Here is a 24658-nt window from a genome sequence, read left to right on the forward strand (position 1 = left end):
TTCGTGCAATAAAAATTATTCTTCTAACTTGTTATGGTATTTTCTTACCAATTTATCTTGGGATTATACTTCCCGAATATTGGGCTTGTCGGAACTGTATACATGAGGGAGCTATGGGTACGGATGCATGGGGAAACTCCGTACAGTGTTTTGGCGACAGTAAAGCGTTTGGTGAAGTGATTTTCCAGTTTTCGTCTTTTCTGGTTTCGGGGTTAACTGCTGCATTGATCTCAATTTGTTTAAGGGCTTATTATCTGAAACGAAATGCAAAAAAATAAATACGCATGATAAAGAAAATCCTGATTAGCTTGACTTTAATTACTATTATAGGTTGTTGCTGGTTTTTTTTTACCCTATTTGACGCTATCGATTTGGCGCCTACGAAAAGTGATCATCTGGCAAGTGAGGAAAAATGGAAAATAGAGCAGCGGGCTGATATTGACAGCTGTGAAAAGCATGTGCTGAAAAATCAGATCGATTTACGGCGCAGAAGCGCAAAACGAGTCTCTGAACTTGCTTTTCGAATGCAAACTTTTTTGTTTTTCGCAGTCTGCATACAGATTGTTCTACTCGTCATACTTATCCTAGTTCCAAAAAGGTACATTCTTAGAATTTAAGAAGGAAAATATTGGTGAACAATTTGGATTAACAAATGTGCTGAGCTTGTCCATATCCTTTTGGACAACAGTGATGATTAGCATTTGAAAAAGTCGTATTTTCACAATAGATAAATTCGATCTATTCCAATCGACAAAAACAATGATAAAACACCATGCAGAAGAAAGAGTCACTATTTACCTGAACACAAAGGAAGAGTGGCGGCTTTGGCTCGAAAACAATCATCAAATAGCACAATCAATTTGGGTGATCTGTAATACCAAAAAATCAAATCTACCAGTAGTCAGTTGGACAGAGCTGGTGGATGAAGCTTTGTGTTTTGGCTGGATTGATAGCACGAGGAGGCCGATTGATGCCTATTCATTTATGCAATTATTTAGTCGAAGAAAACCAAAGAGCACGTGGTCTAGAATTAACAAAGAAAAAGTTAAAAAACTAATCGATGCGAATCTGATGGCTCCAGCGGGGTACGCGGTTATAAAAATAGCACAAGAAAATGGCTCTTGGTCAATTTTGGACAGTGTGGAAGAATTAATTATTCCCGAGGATCTGGATGAAGCATTTCGACATTATGCTGGTTCAAAAGATTATTTTCTTGGGCTGAGTAAATCCGTCAAAAAAATGATGTTGCAATGGATTGTTCTTGCCAAAAGACCAGATACCCGCAAAAAACGCATTGATGAGATTGCCGCAAGAGCAGCAGAAAAAGATAGGCCTAAACAATTTCAGTAAAGGGATCATTTATCGAAATGAATCAGGCGTATAGCATTAGCTTTTGTCTTTTATGACTAATATTGCACGTTCTATGTAGCGTTGTTTCGCTTTTTTTTACGTTTTCCATCACTTCCTTATAAGTCAATTTCTTTCTTGGATTTTAACGATTGTTTAGAGTGGTTAAACGTATCAATTAATTTATACGAGTTCAATCAGTAGGAGGGGTTTAACTGGGGGGTAACAGGGGGTTAACAGGGGTATAACAGGGGTATAACAGGGGTAAACCCCTGTTAACCCCCAGCTATATCCCTATAAAAATGGTGTTATTTAGGTTTAACTTACGAACTTGATCTCAATGTGGTAACCTAGTTTATAGGATAAAAAATATGGGGCTCATGCTAAAGCTTATATTAATAGCAACTTGATTTGCTGTATTTACTCAATTTTTGTATCATTGGGGAGATGATAACCAATGCAGCAGCTTAAGTCTTTTTTATTCGCGTATCTCCAACTCTTTCTTCTCCTTTTCTTAGGGCAATCGTCAGCTTGGAGCCAGGTCAATACCTATGCGTTTAAAACCTTAACCTCTGACCAGGGCCTGGTCCATAATCATGTCAATTGTGCACTCAGGGATAAGTACAATTACCTCTGGTTTGGTACCGAATCTGGCCTGAGCCGATTTGATGGAACGCAATTCACAAATTTTCGCTATTCCGCCAATAAACGTACCGGCCTGAGTGGAAATGCAATTTCTGCAATCTTTGAGGGACCAGAAGGCAATGTATGGATTCGCACCAGCAACCGGATGAATGTGTATGATCAGCACTCAGGCATTATCGTCCAGCAGCTTGATTCCATACTGACCCACTTAAACCTGCCCGTCAAAGACGTACACACGATAAGGCCGCTGGAAGGGCAGACCTTCGCATTATTGTATAGCGATCGTTCGCTGATCTTGTACGATAGCCTAAAGAAAACCTATCGTACTGTACCGTCGTTGACAAAAAACAACCGAATCGCTGATGTGATAGCTGGTCAAGGGCATACGATCTGGGTAATCTACGAAAATGGCCTGTTGGGCCACATCGATACCAAATCATTGCGAAGTACCAAAACCAGCCTATTGCCGATCAGCAGTAAGCTGGTAAATTATAATCTATTTGCCGACCGGGAAGGGGCGATATGGATTTTCTCAAAAGACATTCCAATTGGTGTATACTGGCTTGACCCGAAAGATGGATCAATTCAACACCTCCAAAAAGAACTGTCCAATCCTTTTGTAGGCAATATCGTGCAAGATGATCAAGGGCATCTTTGGCTAGGAACTGATCATGGTGGGATCAATGTTTATGATAAAAAAACAAAAAGTGTACAGATCCTCGCTAACGATAAATATGATTTACGGAGCCTACCTTACAATAGCATAACGGCTTTATATCGGGATAAGTCAGGTATCATATGGGCGGGCACCTATAAAGGTGGCATCAGTTATTATCATCCCAACCTGTTGTTATTCTCTTTAATCAGGAACTATCCAGGGCTTCCTAAATCGCTTCCCTTTGACGATGTCAATAAGTTTGTACAGGATCGAAAGGGTAATCTATGGATCGGGACAAACGGTGGGGGATTGCTCTATTATAATAGCAGTCAGAAAACATTCACGCAATACCTGCATGATCCTCAGGATCCCAACAGTTTGAGCTCCAACGTGATTGTTTCCTTATTGCTGGATACGGAAGATAAGCTGTGGATCGGAACTTATCGAGGTGGTATGTGTCTATTCGACGGCAAAAGTTTTAAGGTTTTCCACCGTGATTCGGCTCCTGGAAAGTTGAACGACGATAGTGTATGGGAGATCTACGAGGATAGTCAACATCGATTTTGGATAGGAACCCTAAGTGCTGGCTTGTACCTGTTTGATAAAAAGACAGAACAGTTTTCGAGAGCGTATACTCGGCAGGGACAAACCATTAACAGCAATTATATCTCTGTCTTGTTTGAAGATTCAAAAAAACGGCTCTGGATCGGCACAGCTACAGGTTTGGCATTGTTGGCTCCCGACGACAAGATTAGCTATATGAATACATCCAGTTCGCCCATGAAACTTATGAATGATCTGATTTATGATATTAAAGAGGACAAAACTGGTCGTATTTGGGTAGCAACACAAGAGGGCTTGCATGTAATTGACGGTACAAAAGTAAGCTATCTCACACAGCAGGATGGACTCAGCGACGATGCGATCCTGGCGCTCTTGGTCGATAATCAGGGGGGAATCTGGGCTTCAACAAACAAAGGACTGTCGGCGATTGTCGGCAAAGGGCAGGCCGAGAAGTTCATCATCCGCAATTTTACACGGGAATCAGGCCTTCAGGGGAATGTATTCAATGAAAACGCCGCTTTAAAAATGCGGGACGGAAGACTTGTCTTTGGCGGGCCAAAGGGATTCAATTTTATCGACCCTAAGAAAATTAGCAGCGAAAGTGAACTGGTCTTACCGCTTTTGTCCAATCTTTATTTATTTAACAAGCGGATAGCCGTAGGTGAGGAATTTTCGGGCCGGGTCATTTACGATCAAGCCCTGAATAATCTTAAAGAACTGAGTCTTCCTTACAACCTCAATGCCATTTCGCTGGAGTTCTCTACCTTTGACTACCTGCAACAGCATAATGGACTCTACCAATATCAGCTTGCTGGTCTAAGTGATGAATGGTTTGATTTTGAACCGGCAACCATGCGCGCCAATTTCACCAATCTAGACACCCGAAGCTACAATTTGTATATTCGGCACGCCATCGATTCGAATAGCTGGTCTGAGGGCGTGCTGCTCCTAACAATCGATATACAGCCACCTTTTTGGCGTTCGGCTTGGGCCTTTCTTTTCTATGCCAGCCTGGTACTGATCGTCCTATGGGCTTATTTTTATTTGACAAAACTACGTGTCAAGACGCGCAATCAACTCTACCTCGCCCAGGAACAGGCTGCACAGGCAAAGGAACTGGATGCGTTGAAAACACGTTTCTTTACCAATATAAGTCATGAATTCAGAACTCCGATCAGTTTGATTCTAACTCCAGCGCAGCAGCTGCTGGATGAAGAGCAGCATCCAGAAAAAAAAGCTGACCTAAACTTAATCAAGAAGAATGCAGACCGTCTGCTTAAATTGGTCAATCAGCTGCTGGACTTTAGAAAATTGGAGAAAAGTGAGCTTGAGCTGAACGAAGCGTATGGGGACCTCATGGGATTTATCCGCGAAATGCTTGATGCCTTTGCCGGGATAGCGCAAAGCAGTCAGATCTCGCTGCAGGTCAATATCGCTCCAGACACCTATCTATCCTGGTTTGACAAAAACAAATTGGAAAGCATTATTTTCAATCTGATGTCAAATGCGATCAAGTTTAGCCCGGTATCCGGCATTGTGGCATTCAATGCCGAAGTCACTGAACACGAAACAGGAAAGATGTTGCGTATTGAAGTTCAAAATCAGGGTACAGCGATTCCCGAAAACCTACAAGCCCGCGTATTTGAACGTTACATGCAACTGGATGTTCCCAATGGAAAACTGAATCAGGGTACGGGAATCGGGCTTTCCATTGTTAAAGACTATGTCGAATTCTTGGGCGGAACTATCGCGCTGAGCAGCAATGTGCACTGGACGATTTTTAAAGTTCAGCTACCCATACATAAGGCCGAAGCGAGTGTCGATCCTGTCGAAAGCAATAAGCAGGATAAACCTGCTATTTTATTGGTCGAAGATGATATCGACTTCCTCCATTACCTGGAACGGAGCCTGAGTTCAGCCTACCTAATCCACGCTGTGCAAAGCATCAATGATGCAAAATTGATCCTAAGCAAGCAGCAGGTCAATCTGATCATCACCGATCTCAGCCTCCCTGGAGAGAGCGGACTGGAATTTTGCCGGTTTATAAAGGCCCAGGCCAAGCTGGTCCATATCCCTGTGCTGATTGTAACGGCCGTAGTCAATCAGAAAATTGAACTGGAAGCCTTGGAGTCGGGTGCTACAGATTATATCAACAAGCCTTTTAATATTAACCTGCTGCGTTCAAAATTAGCGCAGATACTCCATCAACAACAGACAATGGTAAAACGGTATAAAAAACAGATTAATGTTAATCTGACGCAGCCCGATATCGCATCTGCTGATGAACAATTTATCCGTGCGCTGGTAATGGAAATTGAACAGGATCTCAGTGACTCTTCGCTTTCTGTCGAACTGCTTGCCAAAAGAATGAACATCACGCGCGTAGGGCTTTATAAAAAGGTGCTTGCCATCACAGGCTATTCACCGATGGAATACATCCGACATATTCGGCTCAAACGTGCCATGCATCTAGTTCAGAACTCGAAATTATCGATGGCTGAGATCGCTTATGAAGTAGGATTCGGAAATCCGAAACAATTCAGCAAATATTTTAAATCTGCATTTGGTAACCTGCCGTCTTTTTATCGAAAAAGCTTGTAAATAAGTGAATTGTCGATAGTGTTTTCCGCCAGTATCCCCGCATAAGTTAACAAAATAACCCCTAAAAGTTAACAAAATATACCCCTTATACAACCGGTTGCATTCTATATTTGATCTGTTCTTTCAATAGGAAAGGACGCGTAATAACCAAGGGAATATAATAACCAATAAATCTTATTTAAATGCGCAACTTAACGTACGCTTTAAGTGGTTTGATGCTCTTCGCAATCGTGCAGCAGGGATTTAGCCAAGCCAATAAAGCTCATTATGAAAAAATGCCTTCCGGTATTAAGGTCAGCTTCAAAAATTCGGAGACCTCCATTGATCAGGATATTTATTTGGATGTCGTAACCGACAAGATTGTGCGTGTCACAGCTGTTCCAGCTGGTGCAGTCTTACCGGAACAAACGAGCTTAGTGATCGTCGATTCACTGCGCCGGCAAGTAAAATCACTCGCGGTAAGCTCGACCGACTCGACGGTAAATGTACAAACGGCCAATATGCAGGCAGTGGTTTCCTTGATGAACGGCAAAGTGGAATTTTTTGACCTTAAGGGGCAATCCATCCTTAAAGAAGCAAAGCGGAATTCAAGTTCTTTTTTAGCCAATAGTTATCAAGGTGATGCATTTTATCACATTAACCAAGACTTTATTGTCAATGCGGAAGAGGGGATCTATGGACTCGGCCAACATCAGAATGCGGTGATGAATTATAACCGTGGCAAACAGGTTTCGCTGCTGCAGTACAATACAGAAATCGGAATACCCTTTTTACTGTCCACTAACAACTATGGCATTTTATGGCACAATTACTCCATTACAAAAGCGGGCGACGTGAGGCCGTTATTGCCTTTAAATGCTTTTAAGTTGCAGTCAAAAGAAGGAGAACCGGGTTGGCTCACGGCAACCTATGTAAATCGGAACAGGGACGAAGAAGTGTATCTATCCCGACCGGAATCGATTATCGACTATGGCTACCTAACAGATCAGCACAAATTTCCAAAGAGCGTAAAGCTGGCCGAAAGCAAAGTCATCTATGCCGGAAGTTTCTCTTCGGCCTATACTGGCAAACATGTGCTGCATTTTAAATATTCAGGTTATATGAAAGTTTGGATTGATGGCGAGCAGGTCGCTGACCGCTGGCGGCAATCCTGGAATGCGGGTACCTTTGAAATAGAAAGAGACCTGCAGAAAGATAAAACTTACCAGATCCGAATGGAATGGATACCTGATGGGGGCGAATCTTATTTTACCTTAAACTGGCAGAGCCCCATTCCAGAAGCGCGTAAAAACGTATTTTCCTTTAATTCAGAAGCTGGAGATGCCATTGATTATTACTTTGTACAGGGCGCATCAATGGATGAGGTCATTGCAGGTTATCGCCACTTGTCCGGCAAGGCACCGATTATGCCGATTTGGAGCTTTGGATTTTGGCAGAGCAGAGAACGTTACAAGACACAAGCGGAAATTGAGGAGGTCGCGGCTGAATTTCGCAAACGTAAGATTCCGATCGACAATATTGTGCAGGATTGGTCTTACTGGGCTGAAAACGACTGGGGGAGCCAAAAATTTGATGTAAAGCGTTTTCCAGACCCTCTGGCTATGGTGAAGAAGCTGCATGATCAGCACTTTAAGATCATGATTTCGGCCTGGCCCAAAATCAATGAAGAGTCATCGGTATACCAAGAATTTAAAGCCAACAAATGGATCTATCCGCGAAATATTTATGACGGCCGTAAAGACTGGATCGGAAAGGGCTATACCTCGACATTTTATGATCCTTTCAACAAAGCGGCACGCGATGGGTTCTGGAAATTGTTGGACAACAATCTTTTCAAAATTGGGATCGATGCCTGGTGGATGGATGCGAGTGAGCCAGATATTCACTCCAATATTGATCTGGATGAGCGTAAATCGGTCTTTCAGCCAGCTATAGGATCATCTGTTCGCTACTATAATGCGTTCCCTTTGCAAAATGCCAAGGGTATCTACGAGGGCCAGCGTGAAACAGATCCTAACAAACGGGTGTTTATTCTGACGCGATCCTTTTTTGCAGGGCAGCAGCGCTATGCGGCTGCTGCCTGGAGCGGCGATATTGCTTCGAGATGGCATGACATGAAAGATCAGATTGCCGGGGGCGTCAATTTCTCGATGTCCGGTACACCTTATTGGACGATGGATGCAGGTGGCTTTTTGGTTGAAAATAGGTTTCACAAACCTGATGCGGCGGACTTGGAGGAGTGGCGCGAGCTGAATAGCCGCTGGTACCAATACGGGGCATTCTTGCCTTTATTCAGGGCGCATGGACAATATCCCTACCGCGAGCCGTATAATATCGCTCCTGTGGATCATCCGGCCTATAAAAGCATGATCTATGCGATCAATCTACGGTATAAATTACTGGCCTATAATTATAGTCTTGCCGCAAAGACTTTTTTTGATGACTATTCGATGATACGTGGACTTGCCATGGATTTCCCTCAGGACAAAGATGGATTCGACCGCAATGACCAATACCTTTGGGGACCATCTTTGCTCATCAGTCCTGTCACTGAAAAAGGTGCGAGCTCACGCAAGATACACTTTCCAAAAGGAACCAGCTGGTATGATCTATACAGTGGCAAGATGGTAACAGGTGGGCAGGATCTGCTTGTTGCTGCACCATACGAACGTATCCCTGTTTATGTCAGAGCCGGAGCAATATTGCCTATTGGACCGGTCATGCAGTATACTGCCGAGAAAAAGCCGGATGTACTGGATGTCTATGTCTATGCGGGAGCAAACGGTCATTTTTCACTCTATGAAGACGAAGGAAGCAACTATAATTATGAAAAAGGGAAATATAGTCGCATTGATTTCAGTTATGACAATTCGACAAAGACGCTGTCAGTGGCCAACCGTCAGGGTGATTTCGATGGCATGCTGACCAAAAGAAAGTTCAATTTCATTTTTGTCAGCGACAGCAACGCCGTTGGACTGGATGTTTCACCAGCAAAACCCACAGTGGTAACCTATGCCGGTAAAGCCTTGCAGGTCAAATTAAAATAATAAAAACCAATTTATAAATCAAGAGATATGATAAGCAAACAATTGTTGAGCAGGGGCATGGCCGTCGTTGTCATGACCAGCGTAACCTCTTTGGTCTGGGCACAATCCTTTACCGGATCGGTTGTTTCGGCTGATTCAGGACTGCCGATCGGGGGAGCGAGTATCAAAGTAAAGAATCAGAAGATTTCAACAAGCAGTGATGAATCGGGCAAGTTTGCACTGAAGGCCAGCACAGGGACAGTATTGATCGTTACCTACGTGGGGTACAAAACCGAAGAAATTAAAGTGACTGGCCCCAATATGGTGATCCGCCTACAGCCGCAAGCTTCCGATCTTGAAGAGGTGGTGGTTATCGGCTACGGTGTACAAAAGAAAAAACTGAATACAGGAGCCAATTTGAAGGTGGAGGGTGAAGAACTACAGAAGCGCAATCAATTAAACCCGCTGCAGTCGCTTCAGGGGCAAGCACCGGGTGTATCCATTACATCAACTTCCGGTCAGCCGGGAGCAGATATGAAGGTGGTCGTACGGGGGCTGGGAACAATTGGCAATTCAGGCCCCTTGTACGTCATCGATGGCGTTCCGGGAGGGGATATTTCGGTCTTAAATGCGGCCGATATCCAATCTATCGACGTATTGAAAGACGCGGCTTCGGCCGCCATCTATGGTTCGCAGGCTGCCAATGGGGTTATTCTGGTCACCACTAAAATGGGCGCTGCGGGAAAAAATGTGCTGTCGTTTGATGGCTATACAGGCATTCAGAACGTTTCGCGTAAAGCAAAATTGCTGGATGCAGATCAGTACAAGCTGATCATGAATGAGCAATCGCTGAATTCGGGGGCTGGGGTTATTGATTTTAACAGCATGGATGGTCTGGCCAATACCAATTGGATGGATTACATGTTTAAGGATAATGCAAAAATGGACAATTACAATGTTGCCCTGACTGGCGGCAATGAAAAATCCACCTACGCCTTATCGATGAACTATATTGGTCAGGAGGGAATTGTCGGTGGTAAAGATGTTTCCAACTATCAGCGTTATGGTTTCCGTACGAACTCGGAACATAAACTCTTCGATAACTTTGTGAAAATAGGTCAGCACCTTAACTTTAACTACATCAAAAATCGGGGCATCGGTGTAGGCAACCAGTACAATAATACCTTACGCGGTGCTTTTGCGACTTCGCCCTTGTCACCGGTGTACTCGGACAATGGCTTGTACGGAAGTCCTTTCAATGATACCTCCAATTCACCTTGGTACAATGGGGACAGCAATCCATATGGAGTGATGATGACCAATTCTAATAACGCCAATGATGGCCAAAAATTACTGGCGGATGTATTTGCGGAGATCGAGCCGATCAAAGGCTTGAAGGTTCGGTCATTGCTGGGATTCAACTATTATGCTTCAGAATACAGAAGTTTTACGCCCTTATACCGCTTCTCCATCTACACCTACAACCAAGATCATACAACAACCTCACAGAACATGAGCAAAGGTCATACGCTGACCTGGACAAATACTGCTTCCTATGACTTTGATATCCATACGGATCATCGTTTTTCGGCCATGGTCGGTATGGAATCGCTACGTTACCAGGGAACTTACCTTTCGGGGTCCAACTGGAATCTGCTTTCGCAGTTCAATGATTTTGCACATGCTTACCTGGACAATACCACAGGCCAGGCACACCTGGACGAAAAAGGTAATGTCGTCGAAACGCGTACCGTGTCTGGAAAACCAGAGAACATCACGCGTAGGGTCTCGTACTTTGGACGGCTGGGCTACAACTATAAGGAAAAGTACCTGTTGAATGCTACATTGCGTGCAGATGGATCTTCTAAATTTTCGCGCAGCAATCGCTGGGGATATTTTCCTTCGGTATCGGCAGGCTGGGTAATTTCTTCGGAAGAGTTTTTTAAAGAACATTTAGCGGCTGTAAACTTCTTTAAACTTCGTGCTTCATGGGGGCAAGTGGGTAACCAGGATATCGCTGATTTTCAATATGCGGCACCCATCAGTACCTCAACAGGCATTACGTCCTCCAACCCCGGAGCGCATTATGTCTTTGGAACGAGCAATAATAATATCGCCGGTGCTTATCCGAGCCGCTTATCCAATCCGAATCTGACCTGGGAAACTTCCGAACAGACCAATATTGGATTTGACGCCAAATTCGCGAAAAGCCGCCTGGATGTTGTGGCCGATTTTTATGTCAAAAAGACGAAGAACTGGTTGGTTACAGCGCCTGTTTTGGCGACAACCGGTACGTTGCCTCCTTTTATCAATGGCGGTGATGTGAAGAATACGGGGGTAGAATTGGGACTAAATTGGGCGGACAGGATCAATGAAGTCAAATACCGTCTTGGGGTAAATGGTGCCTACAACAAAAATAAGGTCGGACAAATACCAACTGAAGATGGAATTATCCACGGACAGACAGCCATGTTATACGATAATTCGGAAGAATTTTATCGTGCCGCAAACGGCCTGCCCATTGGTTACTTCTGGGGGTATAAAACAGACGGTCTGTTCCAGAGCCAAGCCGAGATCGATGCCTGGAAAACAGCCGGGAAAGGTATTCTTCAAGCGGATGTAAAACCCGGCGATGTGAAATATGTAGATCAGAATAACGATGGTATTATCAATGCCTCGGATAAAACAAATCTGGGTGTAGGCATGCCTAGTTTCACCTATGGATTTAATATTGGACTAGATTATAAAGGATTTGATTTTTCGGTCAATGCCTACGGCTCCCTGGGCAACAAAATTGTACAGTCTTACCGCAATCATGCCAATAAACAGGCAAACTATACCACACGAATATTAGAGCGATGGACGGGAGAGGGTACTTCCAATACGATCCCCCGTGTTACGGAAACTAATGTCAACTGGCAGTTTTCAGACCTTTATATTCAGGATGGAGACTTCCTTCGGATTAGCAATGTGACCTTAGGTTATGACTTATCGAAGCTGATCAAATGGAAGTATGCCAATCAGATCCGCTTCTACGTACAAGGTCAAAATCTGTTTACGTTCACCAAATATGATGGGATGGATCCTGAGATCGGTTATGGAACCGATGGTTGGGTATCGGGTATCGACCTCGGTTACTATCCAAGACCAAGGACTGTATTATTTGGCCTAAATGTTAAATTCTAAACACAAGAAATCATGAAAAAAACGAGCTATATCTATCATTCCATGTTATTTGGATCCTTAATCTTAGGATCATGTTCATCCAGTTTTTTGGATGTCGAACCGATGACTAGCGTTTTGGAAAGCAATTTTTATAAAACGATAGCCGATGCTGACATGGCCTTGGTCGGTTGTTATGATGGTTATCAACGGACGACTTCCAATGGGAGTCAGGCCTTCTATATCACTGCAGAAGTAGCAAGCGACAATTGTTTTGGTGGAACTGGTACAACAGACGGTCGCGCATTTCAGGCAATAGACCGTTTTGATATTGCGCAATCCCAATCGGACAATAATATCTTTGATGGTACCTGGTCTGATTACTATGCGGGGATTTTTCGCTGCAATACACTTTTGGGAAAATTGGATGGTACTGATTTTTCAGGTAACACAACAGCGCGGGTACGTATTGAAGGGGAAACAAAATTCCTGCGGGCCACCATGTACTTTGATCTCGTCCGTCTCTTCGAAAACATCCCTTTGCTAACGGGCCCGACCAATGAGAATATTCCACAGTCGGACCCCAAAGCTGTTTATCAACTGATTGTTTCGGACCTTAAATTTGCGGCTGCCAATATCCCGGCAACAGCTTACCCGAAGTCAGCTGCGGCAACCAATGATGGTCGGGCAACTCCATTTGCTGCTAAAGCGCTACTGGCCCGTGTTTATCTATTTTATTCAGGCTATTACGGCAGTGAAGATATCGGTGTCTCCAAAGCCGAAGCCTTGGCGGGACTGGAAGAAGTTATCAGCAGTGGCCAGTTTGCGCTGGTGGCAGATTTCAAGAATCTGTGGCCGGCAGCGAGCTATATCCCCAATGCAAGCAATAATACACTAGACATCTCCAAATATGCCGGTAAGGGAAATGTTGAAGTGGTATTTGCGCAGAAATTCAACAATACCTCGAATTATAGCGGGTATATCGATGGCAACCGCTGGGTCGTCTTCCTGGGCTTGCGCGGTAAAAATTGGTCTCCGTATGGTCAGGGATGGGGTGCATGTACGGTAAGCAAAAAGTTCTTCAATGAGTTTGACAACATGGATACGCGCAAAACCGCCTCAATTATTGATATCGATGGCGAGAACATCACCGGATTTGACCTGAAAGACCAGCGTGAGTATACAGGTTACACCATAAAAAAATACGCCCCTACGGCATTGCCGGATGGCACTACCAATACAGGTGGAGATAAGGATATGCAACTGTCCCAAGACCAGGATTACTTTGTCATCCGCTATGCTGATGTCTTGCTTATGGCGGCAGAACTCGGATCCGCAAACGCACAGAAATACTTTGACGAGGTAAGGAAAAGAGCGTACAAGACCAATTTTGTGCCGCTAACAGTTTCAAAAAATAATATTCTGAAGGAAAGAAAATTTGAATTTGCGTTTGAAGGTATCCGTTATTGGGATGTATTGCGGCAGGGGTTAAATAATGCGGCTGCTACACTGGAAACAACCGAAGATGTGCTTAGCGGTTCGGTGCCGGAGAAGGTCAGCGTGACTAAGGAACGTTTTTTGACAACGAAAGGATTTATGCAGATTCCAAACAAGCAGATTACGTTATCCAATGGTGTACTGAAACAAAATGCCGGCTGGAACTAAACATAGGTATACTAGGACTTACTATTAGTTGAATTATAACTAGATAAACATGAAAAAGATATTCACATATATCATCTGCTTCTTTGTAGCGATGGTACTCTTTGGAGCCTGTTCTCCGGAGAATTATACCCTGGGGGACATCGATGTCACATCGGCACAGTTAGAGAAGGGTAAAGCGTTTACCATTGAACATGATGCCAATAATCCCAATATTGTGTATTTAACGAGTTTGATGGATCCCAGATACACCGCTTTATGGGAGCATCCACAGGGACGGAGCCAGGAAAAAAAGGTGACCTTGAAAATGCCTTTCCCTGGTGATTACACGGTAAAATTTGGTGTCGAGACGCGTGGTGGCATCGTCTACGGCGAGCCTGTGACCTTTAAAATCGATCAGATGTATGCCGAATTTATCAGTGACGAGACCTGGACCTTACTGGCGGGCGGGGCAGGGGAAGAGAAAACCTGGTATCTCGATCTAGATGCTGACGGTATCTCCCGTTACTTTAAAGGTCCGCTGTATTTTTACGGTACCGGTGACTGGTGGGGAAGCATCAACAAAACAGCTGCGCCCCTAAACAGCGATAGCTGGAGCTGGGAACCCGATTGGAAAGGCAATAGCTGGCTGATGCCGGCAGGCAATTATGGGAGTATGACTTTTGACCTGAAAGGTGGCGCAAACATTCATGTTAACCATGCTATGCTGGGCAAAGTCCAGAAGGGAACTTTCAATATTGATACCGAAAAGAAAACCATCCGCATGACGGGGGCTTCGCCTTTACATGGAAAACCACAAGATGGGATCGTCGTCGACTGGGGCGATGTCCGTATTATGTCGTTGACCGAGAATACCATGCAACTGGGGGTATTGCGAGATCCCGTGCTTTCGAACGACGGAGCGGCCATGCTGACCTTTAATTTTATCAGCAAGGCCTACAAGGAGAGTTTGGCCGGAGATGCCAAGGATAACAACAAGACCCCATAAATGTATGCTGAAGCAATTAGTTGATACTGGGTATAGCCGAATAATGATCCTGCTCTTCCTCTTATTTGCGACCGCGAGCTCCGTAAGTGGACAGTCCGGAAAGGTTATTGATTTTAATGGGGGCTGGTGGTTTAAACTGGACAGCATCCAGCAATATAGCAATGGACGAAACGGAGAGGGCTGGCGAAAGCTCGATCTACCACATGACTGGAGTATCGAAATGCCATTTAGAGAAAACAGCCCTGCAGGTAGCGGGGCTGCTTACCTCGATGGTGGCGTAGGCTGGTATCAAAAAACGTTTAAGTTGGCTCAGGCTGAGCGAGGGCAACGGATATTTATTGCATTCGAAGGTGTATACGAAAACAGTGAAGTCTGGATCAATGGGCATTTCTTGGGAAAAAGACCCAATGGTTATATCGGATTCGAATATGAGCTTTCCCCTTATTTATACTGGGATGGTAGGGACAACCTGCTTTCAGTAAAAGTAAACAATAAGAATCAGCCCAATTCGCGTTTCTATTCGGGTTCGGGTATCTATCGTGATGTTAAATTAATCAGCCGAAATCCAGTCGCCATAGGCAGCAACAGTACCTTCATAAGGGCTGGGCAGCTCAGCGAGAAACACGCTGTCGTGGATCTCAGCCTCGAAATTGAGCATAGCCCTAAGGCATCTAAAAATATGATGTTGTTGACAGAGGTGCTTTCAGCTCAAGGTGCTGTTATAGCGAGTAAACGTACTACGTTGAACGCCCTCAAGGCAGGTCTGCATCCCCTCGATCAGCAGATAGTCCTCGAAAATCCCATCTTATGGGGTATCGAAAATCCCTATCAATATACAGCAAAGATTAAACTTATTGTTGATGGTCGGGTTGTAGATGAACAGCTTACGAAATTTGGCTTACGTAATTTTAGCTTCGATCAGCAACAGGGCTTTATGCTCAATGGGAGGCCGCTTAAAATCCGTGGGGTCTGTTTACATAGTGATCTCGGCGCTTTGGGCATGGCATTCAACCGATCTGCAGCATTACGTCAGCTTCGCATCATGAAAGAAATGGGGGTGAATGGAATACGGACATCACACAATCCTGCGGCGCCAGCGTTTTTGGACCTCTGCGATAGCTTGGGTTTTGTTGTGATGAGTGAAACCTTCGATGTCTGGAATGGGCGTAAAAATCCCTATGACTATCATTTATATTGGGACGAATGGTACAAGCGGGACTTTGTTGACCATATCAAAAGGGACCGGAATCATCCGTCGCTGTTTATATGGTGCCTGGGCAATGAAGCGCAGGAGCAATGGCATTCCAAAGCTGATGGTGCAGCGATTCCGATTGCGCTGGCAACAATCGTCGATAGTCTGGATGGCACACGTCCGACCACCATTGCCAATAATGAACTCTCCAAAGCCAATCCGGTGCTGATGAGTTCGGCGGTAGATTTGATTGGCTACAACTATAACCATAAGAAATGGGCAAGCTTCCCACAAGATCATCCTGAAAAGAAGTTTATCGTAACGGAAAGTACTTCGGCATTGGAAAGCCGCGGAACGTATGATTTGGTGCCATATGATTCTAGTCGCATGTGGCCAGAACGATGGGATATTCCCTTTTCTGGCGGGAACAAAGACAGGAACATATCGGCTTACGACAATGTATTTACACCTTGGGGATCAAATCATCAGACAAGCTTGAGGTTGATGGAAAAGTACGACCATATTGCGGGCATGTATGTATGGACAGGATTTGATTATCTCGGCGAACCAACACCCTACACCTGGCCGGCACGAAGTTCGTACTTTGGTATTGTGGATCTAGCTGGATTTCCGAAAGATGTCTACTATCTGTATCAAAGCGTCTGGACAGAAAAGCCGGTCTTACATGTATTGCCTCATTGGAATTGGAAGCAAGGTGATCGGGTAGATATCGTGGTATATTTTAATCAGGCTGACCGGGTGGAGCTTTATCTGAACGGTAAAAGGATAAGGGAGCAGTCCAAAGACCCAGATCGGTACGACCTTGTATTTAAAGCTGTTGAATTCAAACCAGGGGAGATTGAAGTAATATCGTTTCAAGGTGGCAAGAAACTGCTAAGTAAAACGATCCGTACCGCAGCGAAAGCGCATCGTATACAATTGTTTGCAGAAAATGTGAATTTCAATTCGGCAAAGAAAGAACTTTCCTTTGTACATGCTTATATCGTGGACGAGTTTGGCACGATCGTTCCTTATGCAGACGATAAAATCGAATTTGAGGTGGAGGGAGATGGTGCAAAAATTGTGGCGACAGACAATGGCAATACGACGGATCTGACGAGCTTCCAATCTGCTTCCCGCAATGCTTTTCATGGTAAAGCCTTGGCGATTGTCACGAGCAAAAACAAAGGCAAAATACAGGTAAGGGCAAAAAGCGAAGGACTAATTTCGGGTGATATTCAACTTGAAGCCAAATAGTTCTTGGCTCTGCTCTGCGCTGGATTTGTATGTTTTTTTTCACTAATAAGAGCAAGGTCCGACCATGGTCGGACCTTGCTCTTTGTTGTATCACGCGATCATTAAGGCTATGATTTACTTGCCGATACAGAATTTCGAGAAGATATTATCCAATAAATCGTCTGTCGAAACACTTCCCGTGATTTCACCAAGATGATATAGCGCTTGGCGGATATCCATTGCTAGGAAATCAGAAGTGACCGGATTGTCAATACCATATATTACGCGTTCCAGTGAATCTGCTGTTTTTTGTAGCGCTTCCACGTGACGGATGTTGGTGACCATAACATCATCTGTATTTAAATTTCCTAATTGTACACGATTGATCAATTCGTCTTTCAATTCCTCGACGCCAATTTGCTCTTTTGCTGAAATGTAGAGCGGATTAAGGACATTGTAAACGTCTTTTTGCGCCTCAGAAAGCAAATCTGATTTATTGATAATGGTGACAAACGGAATTTGTAGTCGCTCGATTTCTGGTAATTGAGCTTGTACTTCTTCAACTTTGTCCTGGGTAGGATCGAAAAGGTAAATGATCAATCGTGCCTGTTTCATCTTTTCACGGGTACGCTCAACTCCTTTTGCTTCAATAACATCTGCCGTCTCACGTATACCTGCAGTGTCAATAAATCGGAATGTGACGCCATGAATATTAATTTCATCTTCAATAGTATCACGCGTAGTCCCTGCAATATCGGAAACAATGGCACGTTCTTCATTTAAGAAAGCATTCAATAGGGTTGATTTTCCAACATTCGGTTTCCCCGCAATGACAACAGGCACACCATTTTTAAGGACGTTACCTTGTTCAAAAGATTGTATTAATTTTTGAACAATGACCTGTATTTTGTTGATTAGATTTTTTAGCTGATCCCTGTTCGCAAATTCCACATCTTCTTCCGAAAAATCAAGCTCTAATTCAATTAGTGAAGCAAAGTGAATGAGATCTTCACGAAGGGATTTAAGCTGATTGGAGAAACCGCCCCGCATTTGTTGCATCGCCACTTGATGTGAAGCTGCAGAATTGGATGCAATTAAATCGGCAACTGCTTCTGCTTGTGATAGATCCATGCCACCATTGAGAAATGCACGTAGGGTAAATTCTCCCGGACGAGCAGCACGTGCTCCTTTTTTGATCAGTAAATTTACAACGCGCTCGATAATATATTTGGAGTTGTGCGTTGATATTTCCACCGAATTTTCTCTCGTGTAGGAGTTCGGGGCTACAAATAAAGAAACAAGTACTTCATCTATAATCTCTTCGCCATCCCGTATGGTTCCAAAATGGATAGTATGCGATGCTTGTTGAAGCAGGTTCTTTCCTTTAAATATTTCGTTTGTAATTTTTATGGCATTCTGACCCGAAACGCGTATGACAGCGATAGCTCCATTTGTTCCAGAAGATGTCGCTAATGCAACAATGGTATCTTCAGTGATATATCCCGTATTTGACATGGTACAAAGATACGTTAAATTGGAATAATGGATTCTATATATTGCGGCACAAATTAAATTCATCTTGACCGATTAAACCTTTGTTCAAACATTGAAGTCATACCCATAGAAACGCTTGTAAAAAAGAATGAAACACAGGCGGAGTGAAATTAATTTTTAAATTTAAATTATACTGTTATGAGAAAGATGATATACTTCGCGTTGGCAATAGGAGGACTTGTATTAGTGGCTCCACAACAATCTTCCGCTCAGTATCGGGGACATGAACGTGAATGGAAACAGGACAAAGAGCGTAGAAAATATGAAGAGAAAAGGGATAAGGAATATCGAAAATATTTAGAAAAACGCGAAAAAGAAGACCGTAAATATCATAAAGAAGTAGCTAAGTCATACCGAAAAGGATACCGTCATGGAGCACCAGCCTGGGCAAGTGCACATCGTTACGATAGTAGACACCATGTATACTTTAGAGATTACAAAACATTCTATGACCCTTACAGAGGAGGTTACGTGTATATGCGCAATGGCCGTTGGAATTTTTCATCAAACGTGCCTTCGTTTATGTTGAATGTCAACTTGGGAGCAGCCAATATCCGGATTGTAAAAGATGTTGCAATTAGCAGACATCCTGAAGATTTTTACAATGACTACCGTTGGGACTAGAAAGAATTTATCTTGTTGTTTGAATAAAAAAGCCTCAATCTTTAGGGAGATGAGGCTTTTCTTTTTGCTAGTCTTCTTCGAAACTGACCTTATTCACTTCAAGCGACTTTATCCGCGCTAGCGATTCGATTCTTAAATCAGGCAATTCTCTTAATCTTTTTCCCCCTTCTTGGAAGGACTTCTCTATAATAAACCCCATGCCTGATAACGACGCACCTGATTGCTGGACCAAATCGAGCATGCCAAAAGCAGCATTTCCATTGGCCAAAAAATCGTCTATAAAAAGAACATTGTCGCCGGGTGCAAGAAATTCTTTACTGACACAGATGTCGTAGGTTCTATTCTTGGTAAACGAATGTACCTGGCTCACATACATATCGGCCATGGTCGTGGGTTTTGCTTTTTTTACAAATACAACCGGGAGTTCTAAAAGGTAGCCAAGCATAATCGCTGGGGCTATTCCGCTTGCTTCAATTGTAATGATTTTATTGATCGGGAGGTCTGCAAAACGGCGGACAAATTCCACCGCAATAGATTTCATCAATACGGGGTCCATTTGATGATTGATGAAGTTGTCTACTTTAAGTATGCCTCCTGCGAGACTTTTACCGTCATGAAGGATTCTATCCTTTAATAATTTCATGTTTTACTTGTATAAATATAGCGTGCTATGTCAAAATTTTGATCAGTTGATCCTTAATCCATCTCCATTTGATAGAGGTTATTGAACTCTTCTTGATGATGTTCGAGAATGACCTTCCGTTTCATTTTTAAGGTTGGTGTTAACTCTCCATTTTCAATTGTAAATTCGTCGGTTAAAATAATCGGTTTCTTGATCTGCTCCCAGTTACCAAAATGCTGGTTTGCACGGCGCACCTCCTGATTGACTTTTTTTACAATAGTCGGGTCAGTCAGAAAATCATCCTTTGCCATGGTAGCAAGTTCAGGAGCATCTGTTCTGGCCCAATCCAACAAATGGGCATAGTTTGGTACAATAAAGGCAGAGGCAAATTTCATCCCGTCACCGATTACCATTGCCTGTTCTATAAACTTAGATTCAACGAGCTTGGTTTCGATAGGTTGTGGTATAACGTACTTTCCACCCGAAATTTTGAACATCTCTTTTTTTCGGTCAATGATTTTTAAGAATTTCTCATCTTCCCACTTCCCGATATCTCCGGTGTGCAACCATCCATCAATGATGGTTTTATCCGTCTCTGCCTTATTCTTATAATAGCCCATCATGACGTTGGGACCTTTTACCAATATCTCTCCGTCTTCGGCGAGTTTTATTTCAACAAAACGTACAGGAAGTCCAACAGTGCCAATGCGAATACCTTTGATATAATGATTGACTGAAATGAGTGGTGAGGCTTCGGTCATGCCGTAACCCTCATATAATGGAATTCCTGCAGCTAAGAAGGCACGTGTTAACTTGCTGTGAAGAGAGGCTGATCCAGAGGCAACGGTAAGCAATTCGCCACCCAAAGCCTCATACCATTTGTTAAGGACAAGTTTCTTGGCAAGCTTTAGTTTGAGATTATAGGATAGGCTTCTTTTCTCAGGATTTGGATCATATTCTTCTGCGACTGAGACAGCCCAATCAAAAACTTTTCGTTTGAAACCAGTGAGATCGTGGCCTGTTTTCATGATTTTCTCGTAGACTTTTTCAAGAATACGGGGGACAACGGTCATGATATGAGGTTTTACTTCCTTCAGATTATCACCTATTTTATCAAAAGATTCTGCGATATAGATCGTAAAGCCGAGATACATATAGGTATATAAAACCATGCGTTCGTAGGCGTGGCAGGGTGGCAGGAAGGTCAATCCGCGGTCGTAAGCCTTACAGGGCGTAATTTCTGCTGCACCTAATACATTGGAAAATATATTATTGTGTGACAGCATGACGCCTTTTGGTTTGCCCGTGGTTCCAGAAGTGTAGATCAGGGTAGCGAGATCTTCAGGTTTGATCTGATCGCGGAGCGCTGCTAGTTTTTCTGGGGAGCAATTGGAGCCTATATCATTAAGTTCTTTCCAGCTGCGTGTTCCTTCCTGTTCGGCGATACAAAAAAGATACTTCAATGTATAGATTGAATCGGTTAGATTCATCAGGCGATCGTACAAGCTTTTGTTACTGACGATACAGACCCTGATTTCGGCATCATTAAAAATATATTGATAGTCTGTATCGGTAATATTTGGATAGATGGCCACCACGACTGCACCAATTTGCTGGATTGCAAAGTCAATCATATGCCATTCCATGCTACTGCCGGCAATGAGACCAACTTTCTCGCTGGGTTTCACGCCAAGTTCAATCAGCCCTTCGGAGAGGTTGTCTACTTGTTCAAGAAAATCTGCTGTTTTGATATAATTCCACTTGCCGTCCACTTTGTGCGCAAACATATCAAGATTGGGGTATTTGCCCATCTGTTGACGTGCAAGATCAAATAATCTAAGTTTTTCTTCCATTTCAAATCGTATTCTTTTAAGCTCCTGGGGAGCACCCTTCCAGTATGAACTTTGTTTTAAGGGAAAAGTTTGCAAACATAAATAATTGTTTCAAGAATATGGAATGATTTTGTAATTAGCTTGTTTCAAAAGTGCGAAGGGGAGGCGAGTGATAGGTAAAGTGCTTTTGTGCTTTTCAAAAGTAGGGTGTTTCTTGGAGACCATTTGAGCATAGTTCCTTGAGTAGATGGACTTGATGCGCGCCAATTATAAAAAAAGCTAGTCGTTATCGACTAGCTTTTCTTCTTTGTTTTTCTTTGATCAAAAGCCCGAGCTCCCGACCTGTCGCTCCTGCGACTGAAGTATTTTCCTGTGCTCTACGGAAAAGGTATGGCATCACTGCTTTCACCGGTCCGTAAGGCATGTATTTGGCAACATTGTAGCCATGTGCAGCTAAATTGAAGCTCAGGTTATCAGACATACCCAATAATTGTGCAAAGTAAATACGGTCGATTGATCGGTCGATACCACGTCTGTCAATTTCCTTTGCAAGTAGCATGCTACTGTCCTCATTGTGTGTACCCGCCATTAGTCCAAAGTTGTCCAGATGATCCAAGATAAATTCAATAGCTTCATTATAATCTCTATCGGAAGCTTCTTTATTTGGCTGGATGGGATCGGAATAACCTTTTTGCGCAGCGCGAGCACGTTCGATCTCCATATAGGCACCACGAACGATCTTAGCACCCATGTGAAATCCTCTAACTTTGGCGTATTCAAAGTCAGCTTTCAAAGATGCCAACTTATCACTACGGTACAATTGATAAGTATTATATACAATTGGTTTTTCCATATTGTATTTTTCCATCATTTCACGAGCGATATCGTCAATTGCATCTTGGATCCATGAATGTTCAGCATCTACTAAAACTTTTACACCAGCTGCATGACAAGCTTTACAGATGCGATCGGTACGATCCAACATACGTTGGTATTCTGCCTGTTCACTTTCTGTCAAGGCTTCCTTTGCATTGACTTTTTCAAACAGTTCAAATCGGCCTAATCCAGTTGGTTTAAATACTGAAAATGGAATGTATTTGTTTTTACTGGCCGCGACTACGGTGCGCAATACCTCGTTGCAGCAAGCGTCAAATGCACTTTCAGTTTCTTCTCCTTCAACGGAATAATCCAATATTGTCCCTACACCATTCTCTCCCAATTCGTTGATCGCATTTTCGCAACCTTCGATGGTCTCTCCGCCACAAAAATGCTTGAAGATTGTTTTACGGATGATACCCTGGATAGGTAATCCGATGTTCAGTGCAAAGTTGGTCATTGACGGACCTACTTTTGTCAAGAAGTTATTCGCTATTATTTTGAATAACCAATACGCTCTTTCCAAATCCTTATCGCTTTTACTTTTAAAAGCAATCTCTGTATTATCAAAGGATAATGTCTTGGGCTCAGAATTCTCAATCATAATCTTTATTTGCAATAAGGCAAATGTAGCAATTTACTAAGCATTAAAACGATGATAATTCTTGTATTCCTCAGTGAAACCACTATTTTTGTGAAATGCAAGAATTTAAAATCGAGGGCGAATATATCCAGCTCATACAGTTACTTAAAGCTTTAAATTGGGTGGAGCATGGTGCTATGGCTCAGTGGGTTGTATCGGAAGGGTGTGTAAAGTATAATGGGCAGGTCGATTACCGGAAAAGGCTCAAATTGCGACCAGGAGATGTTGTTGAATTTGATGGGATGCAAATAAAATTGGTGTAATATTAAACAATATTGGTAAATAGAAAACTTAAACCTTAAAGAATCGTAGAATGGAAGTCATAGAAAGTTTGGGCTATCAGGTATATTTTGATGATACGTTGGCCTCTTTGGAGGCGTTTTTAGCTGAGCGCAGTTACTCAAAGATCATCGTCTTGGTGGATACCAACACCTTGGATAATTGTTTACCCTTATTTCAGCAGGCCTTACCCAATTTGGCGAATTATGATGTGATAGAAGTAGATCCTGGCGAGGAAAATAAAAATATTGATTTCTGTATTGGCGTATGGCATAATATGCTCGATTTCGGAGCGGATAGGCATTCGTTGATGATCAACCTGGGTGGTGGGGTAGTCACCGATATGGGGGGATTTGCAGCGTCAACTTTCAAAAGAGGGATGGATTTTATTCAAATTCCGACGACTTTACTTTCCCAGGTAGATGCATCGGTAGGAGGTAAGACCGGTATTGATATGGGCAGTGTGAAAAATATTATTGGAACTTTTGCACAACCTCAAGCAGTATTTATTTCGAGCCAGTTTTTGAAAACCTTAGATCAGCGTCAGTTAATCTCAGGTTTTGCTGAAGTAATCAAACATGGACTGATCTTCGATCGGGATTACTACGAGCGAGTGAAAAAATTGGAGATCGATCAAATCGACAATTCTTTGGTCAAGCATTCTGTTTCGATCAAAAACCGTGTTATCCTTGAGGATCCGAAAGAAAAAGGACTACGTAAAATATTAAACTTTGGTCATACAATTGGTCATGCTATTGAGGGATACTCGTTGTTGAATGATGCTTCACCTTTATTACATGGAGAAGCTATTGCAGCGGGAATGATTTGTGAGGGGTATCTATCGCATAAATTGAATGGTCTGCCTTTGGATGAATTAAACGATTTGATCCAAACCTTCAGAAAATACTTTAAAGATTATACATTTGATTCATCCATTGATACAGCCTTGTTGGATTTGATGCGAAATGATAAGAAAAATTTGTCCAATCAGATCGGTTTTGCATTGCTTGACCAAATTGGCAGTTGTCAATATGATATCTACGTTTCTGAGGAAGATATTATTGAAAGCCTTGATTTTTACCGTGAGCTAATCACACCATAATAAAACAGAAAAACCGTGTATCGGGAGAATGCACGGCTTTTCTTT

The 24658-nt window shown here is 43.0% G+C and carries 14 protein-coding genes; 10 read left to right on the plus strand and 4 right to left on the minus strand.

The genetic code is table 11. The features are described 5' to 3' along the window. Positions 1-759: 759 nt before the first annotated feature. The 7 genes from AAW12_RS22380 (at position 760) to AAW12_RS22410 (ending at position 17102) form a co-directional block, all read left to right on the plus strand. Positions 760-1350 carry a YdeI/OmpD-associated family protein gene (locus AAW12_RS22380; protein ID WP_046675883.1) on the plus strand — a complete coding sequence of 197 codons (591 nt, stop codon included), beginning with the start codon at positions 760-762 and terminating at the stop codon, positions 1348-1350. 454 nt (positions 1351-1804) lie between these two features. Further along, positions 1805-5815 (plus strand): two-component regulator propeller domain-containing protein, encoded by a 4011-nt coding sequence (locus AAW12_RS22385; RefSeq protein ID WP_046675884.1) that lies wholly within the window; start codon positions 1805-1807, stop codon positions 5813-5815. Between the two features lie 182 nt (positions 5816-5997). Beyond that, positions 5998-8862 carry a TIM-barrel domain-containing protein gene (locus AAW12_RS22390; RefSeq protein ID WP_231585334.1) on the plus strand — a complete coding sequence of 955 codons (2865 nt, stop codon included), beginning with the start codon at positions 5998-6000 and terminating at the stop codon, positions 8860-8862. Between the two features lie 27 nt (positions 8863-8889). Next, positions 8890-12027 (plus strand): SusC/RagA family TonB-linked outer membrane protein, encoded by a 3138-nt coding sequence (locus AAW12_RS22395; RefSeq protein ID WP_197084140.1) that lies wholly within the window; start codon positions 8890-8892, stop codon positions 12025-12027. A 12-nt stretch (positions 12028-12039) separates the two neighbouring features. Continuing rightward, entirely contained in the window at positions 12040-13668 is a 1629-nt protein-coding gene (locus AAW12_RS22400) for a RagB/SusD family nutrient uptake outer membrane protein (protein WP_046675886.1), read from the plus strand. A 49-nt stretch (positions 13669-13717) separates the two neighbouring features. After that, positions 13718-14653 carry a hypothetical protein gene (locus tag AAW12_RS22405; RefSeq protein ID WP_156167731.1) on the plus strand — a complete coding sequence of 312 codons (936 nt, stop codon included), beginning with the start codon at positions 13718-13720 and terminating at the stop codon, positions 14651-14653. A 4-nt stretch (positions 14654-14657) separates the two neighbouring features. Next, positions 14658-17102 (plus strand): glycoside hydrolase family 2 TIM barrel-domain containing protein, encoded by a 2445-nt coding sequence (locus tag AAW12_RS22410; RefSeq protein WP_046675887.1) that lies wholly within the window; start codon positions 14658-14660, stop codon positions 17100-17102. Positions 17103-17216: 114 nt separating this feature from the next. On the opposite strand, the gene mnmE is transcribed toward AAW12_RS22410, so the two are convergent. Further along, positions 17217-18596, minus strand: a complete 1380-nt coding sequence (mnmE, locus tag AAW12_RS22415) for a tRNA uridine-5-carboxymethylaminomethyl(34) synthesis GTPase MnmE (RefSeq protein ID WP_046675888.1) — start codon at positions 18594-18596, stop codon at positions 17217-17219. Positions 18597-18773: 177 nt separating this feature from the next. Here mnmE and AAW12_RS22420 point away from each other — a divergent pair, with 177 nt between their 5' ends. Beyond that, the gene (locus AAW12_RS22420; RefSeq protein WP_156167732.1) at positions 18774-19259 is read left to right on the plus strand and encodes a hypothetical protein; all 486 of its coding nucleotides are present in this window, start codon (positions 18774-18776) and stop codon (positions 19257-19259) included. Between the two features lie 67 nt (positions 19260-19326). On the opposite strand, the gene xpt is transcribed toward AAW12_RS22420, so the two are convergent. The 3 genes from xpt to AAW12_RS22435 all read right to left on the minus strand — a co-directional run bounded on the left by xpt (position 19327) and on the right by AAW12_RS22435 (position 23193). Next, on the minus strand, positions 19327-19902 hold the full coding sequence (gene xpt, locus AAW12_RS22425) for a xanthine phosphoribosyltransferase (RefSeq protein ID WP_046675890.1): 576 nt from the start codon (positions 19900-19902) through the stop codon (positions 19327-19329). Between the two features lie 53 nt (positions 19903-19955). Next, a complete protein-coding gene (locus AAW12_RS22430) occupies positions 19956-21734 on the minus strand; it encodes an AMP-dependent synthetase/ligase (protein ID WP_046675891.1) in 1779 nt (592 codons plus the stop codon). A 265-nt stretch (positions 21735-21999) separates the two neighbouring features. Further along, positions 22000-23193 (minus strand): proline dehydrogenase family protein, encoded by a 1194-nt coding sequence (locus AAW12_RS22435; protein ID WP_046675892.1) that lies wholly within the window; start codon positions 23191-23193, stop codon positions 22000-22002. A 95-nt stretch (positions 23194-23288) separates the two neighbouring features. Here AAW12_RS22435 and AAW12_RS22440 point away from each other — a divergent pair, with 95 nt between their 5' ends. Both AAW12_RS22440 and aroB read left to right on the plus strand, forming a co-directional pair. After that, positions 23289-23495 (plus strand): RNA-binding S4 domain-containing protein, encoded by a 207-nt coding sequence (locus tag AAW12_RS22440; RefSeq protein WP_046675893.1) that lies wholly within the window; start codon positions 23289-23291, stop codon positions 23493-23495. A gap of 50 nt (positions 23496-23545) precedes the next feature. Next, a complete protein-coding gene (aroB, locus tag AAW12_RS22445) occupies positions 23546-24613 on the plus strand; it encodes a 3-dehydroquinate synthase (RefSeq protein ID WP_046675894.1) in 1068 nt (355 codons plus the stop codon). Positions 24614-24658: the final 45 nt, after the last annotated feature.

It is taken from the genome of Sphingobacterium sp. Ag1, from assembly GCF_000988325.1.
Taxonomy (GTDB): domain Bacteria; phylum Bacteroidota; class Bacteroidia; order Sphingobacteriales; family Sphingobacteriaceae; genus Sphingobacterium.

Coding starts and splice junctions, on each gene's coding strand:
- AAW12_RS22380 (WP_046675883.1), top strand. CDS start 760: ATGATAAAACACCATGCAGAAGAAAGAGTCACTATTTACCTGAACACA.
- AAW12_RS22385 (WP_046675884.1), top strand. CDS start 1,805: ATGCAGCAGCTTAAGTCTTTTTTATTCGCGTATCTCCAACTCTTTCTT.
- AAW12_RS22390 (WP_231585334.1), top strand. CDS start 5,998: ATGCGCAACTTAACGTACGCTTTAAGTGGTTTGATGCTCTTCGCAATC.
- AAW12_RS22395 (WP_197084140.1), top strand. CDS start 8,890: ATGATAAGCAAACAATTGTTGAGCAGGGGCATGGCCGTCGTTGTCATG.
- AAW12_RS22400 (WP_046675886.1), top strand. CDS start 12,040: ATGAAAAAAACGAGCTATATCTATCATTCCATGTTATTTGGATCCTTA.
- AAW12_RS22405 (WP_156167731.1), top strand. CDS start 13,718: ATGAAAAAGATATTCACATATATCATCTGCTTCTTTGTAGCGATGGTA.
- AAW12_RS22410 (WP_046675887.1), top strand. CDS start 14,658: ATGCTGAAGCAATTAGTTGATACTGGGTATAGCCGAATAATGATCCTG.
- mnmE (WP_046675888.1), bottom strand. CDS start 18,596: ATGTCAAATACGGGATATATCACTGAAGATACCATTGTTGCATTAGCG.
- AAW12_RS22420 (WP_156167732.1), top strand. CDS start 18,774: ATGAGAAAGATGATATACTTCGCGTTGGCAATAGGAGGACTTGTATTA.
- xpt (WP_046675890.1), bottom strand. CDS start 19,902: ATGAAATTATTAAAGGATAGAATCCTTCATGACGGTAAAAGTCTCGCA.
- AAW12_RS22430 (WP_046675891.1), bottom strand. CDS start 21,734: ATGGAAGAAAAACTTAGATTATTTGATCTTGCACGTCAACAGATGGGC.
- AAW12_RS22435 (WP_046675892.1), bottom strand. CDS start 23,193: ATGATTGAGAATTCTGAGCCCAAGACATTATCCTTTGATAATACAGAG.
- AAW12_RS22440 (WP_046675893.1), top strand. CDS start 23,289: ATGCAAGAATTTAAAATCGAGGGCGAATATATCCAGCTCATACAGTTA.
- aroB (WP_046675894.1), top strand. CDS start 23,546: ATGGAAGTCATAGAAAGTTTGGGCTATCAGGTATATTTTGATGATACG.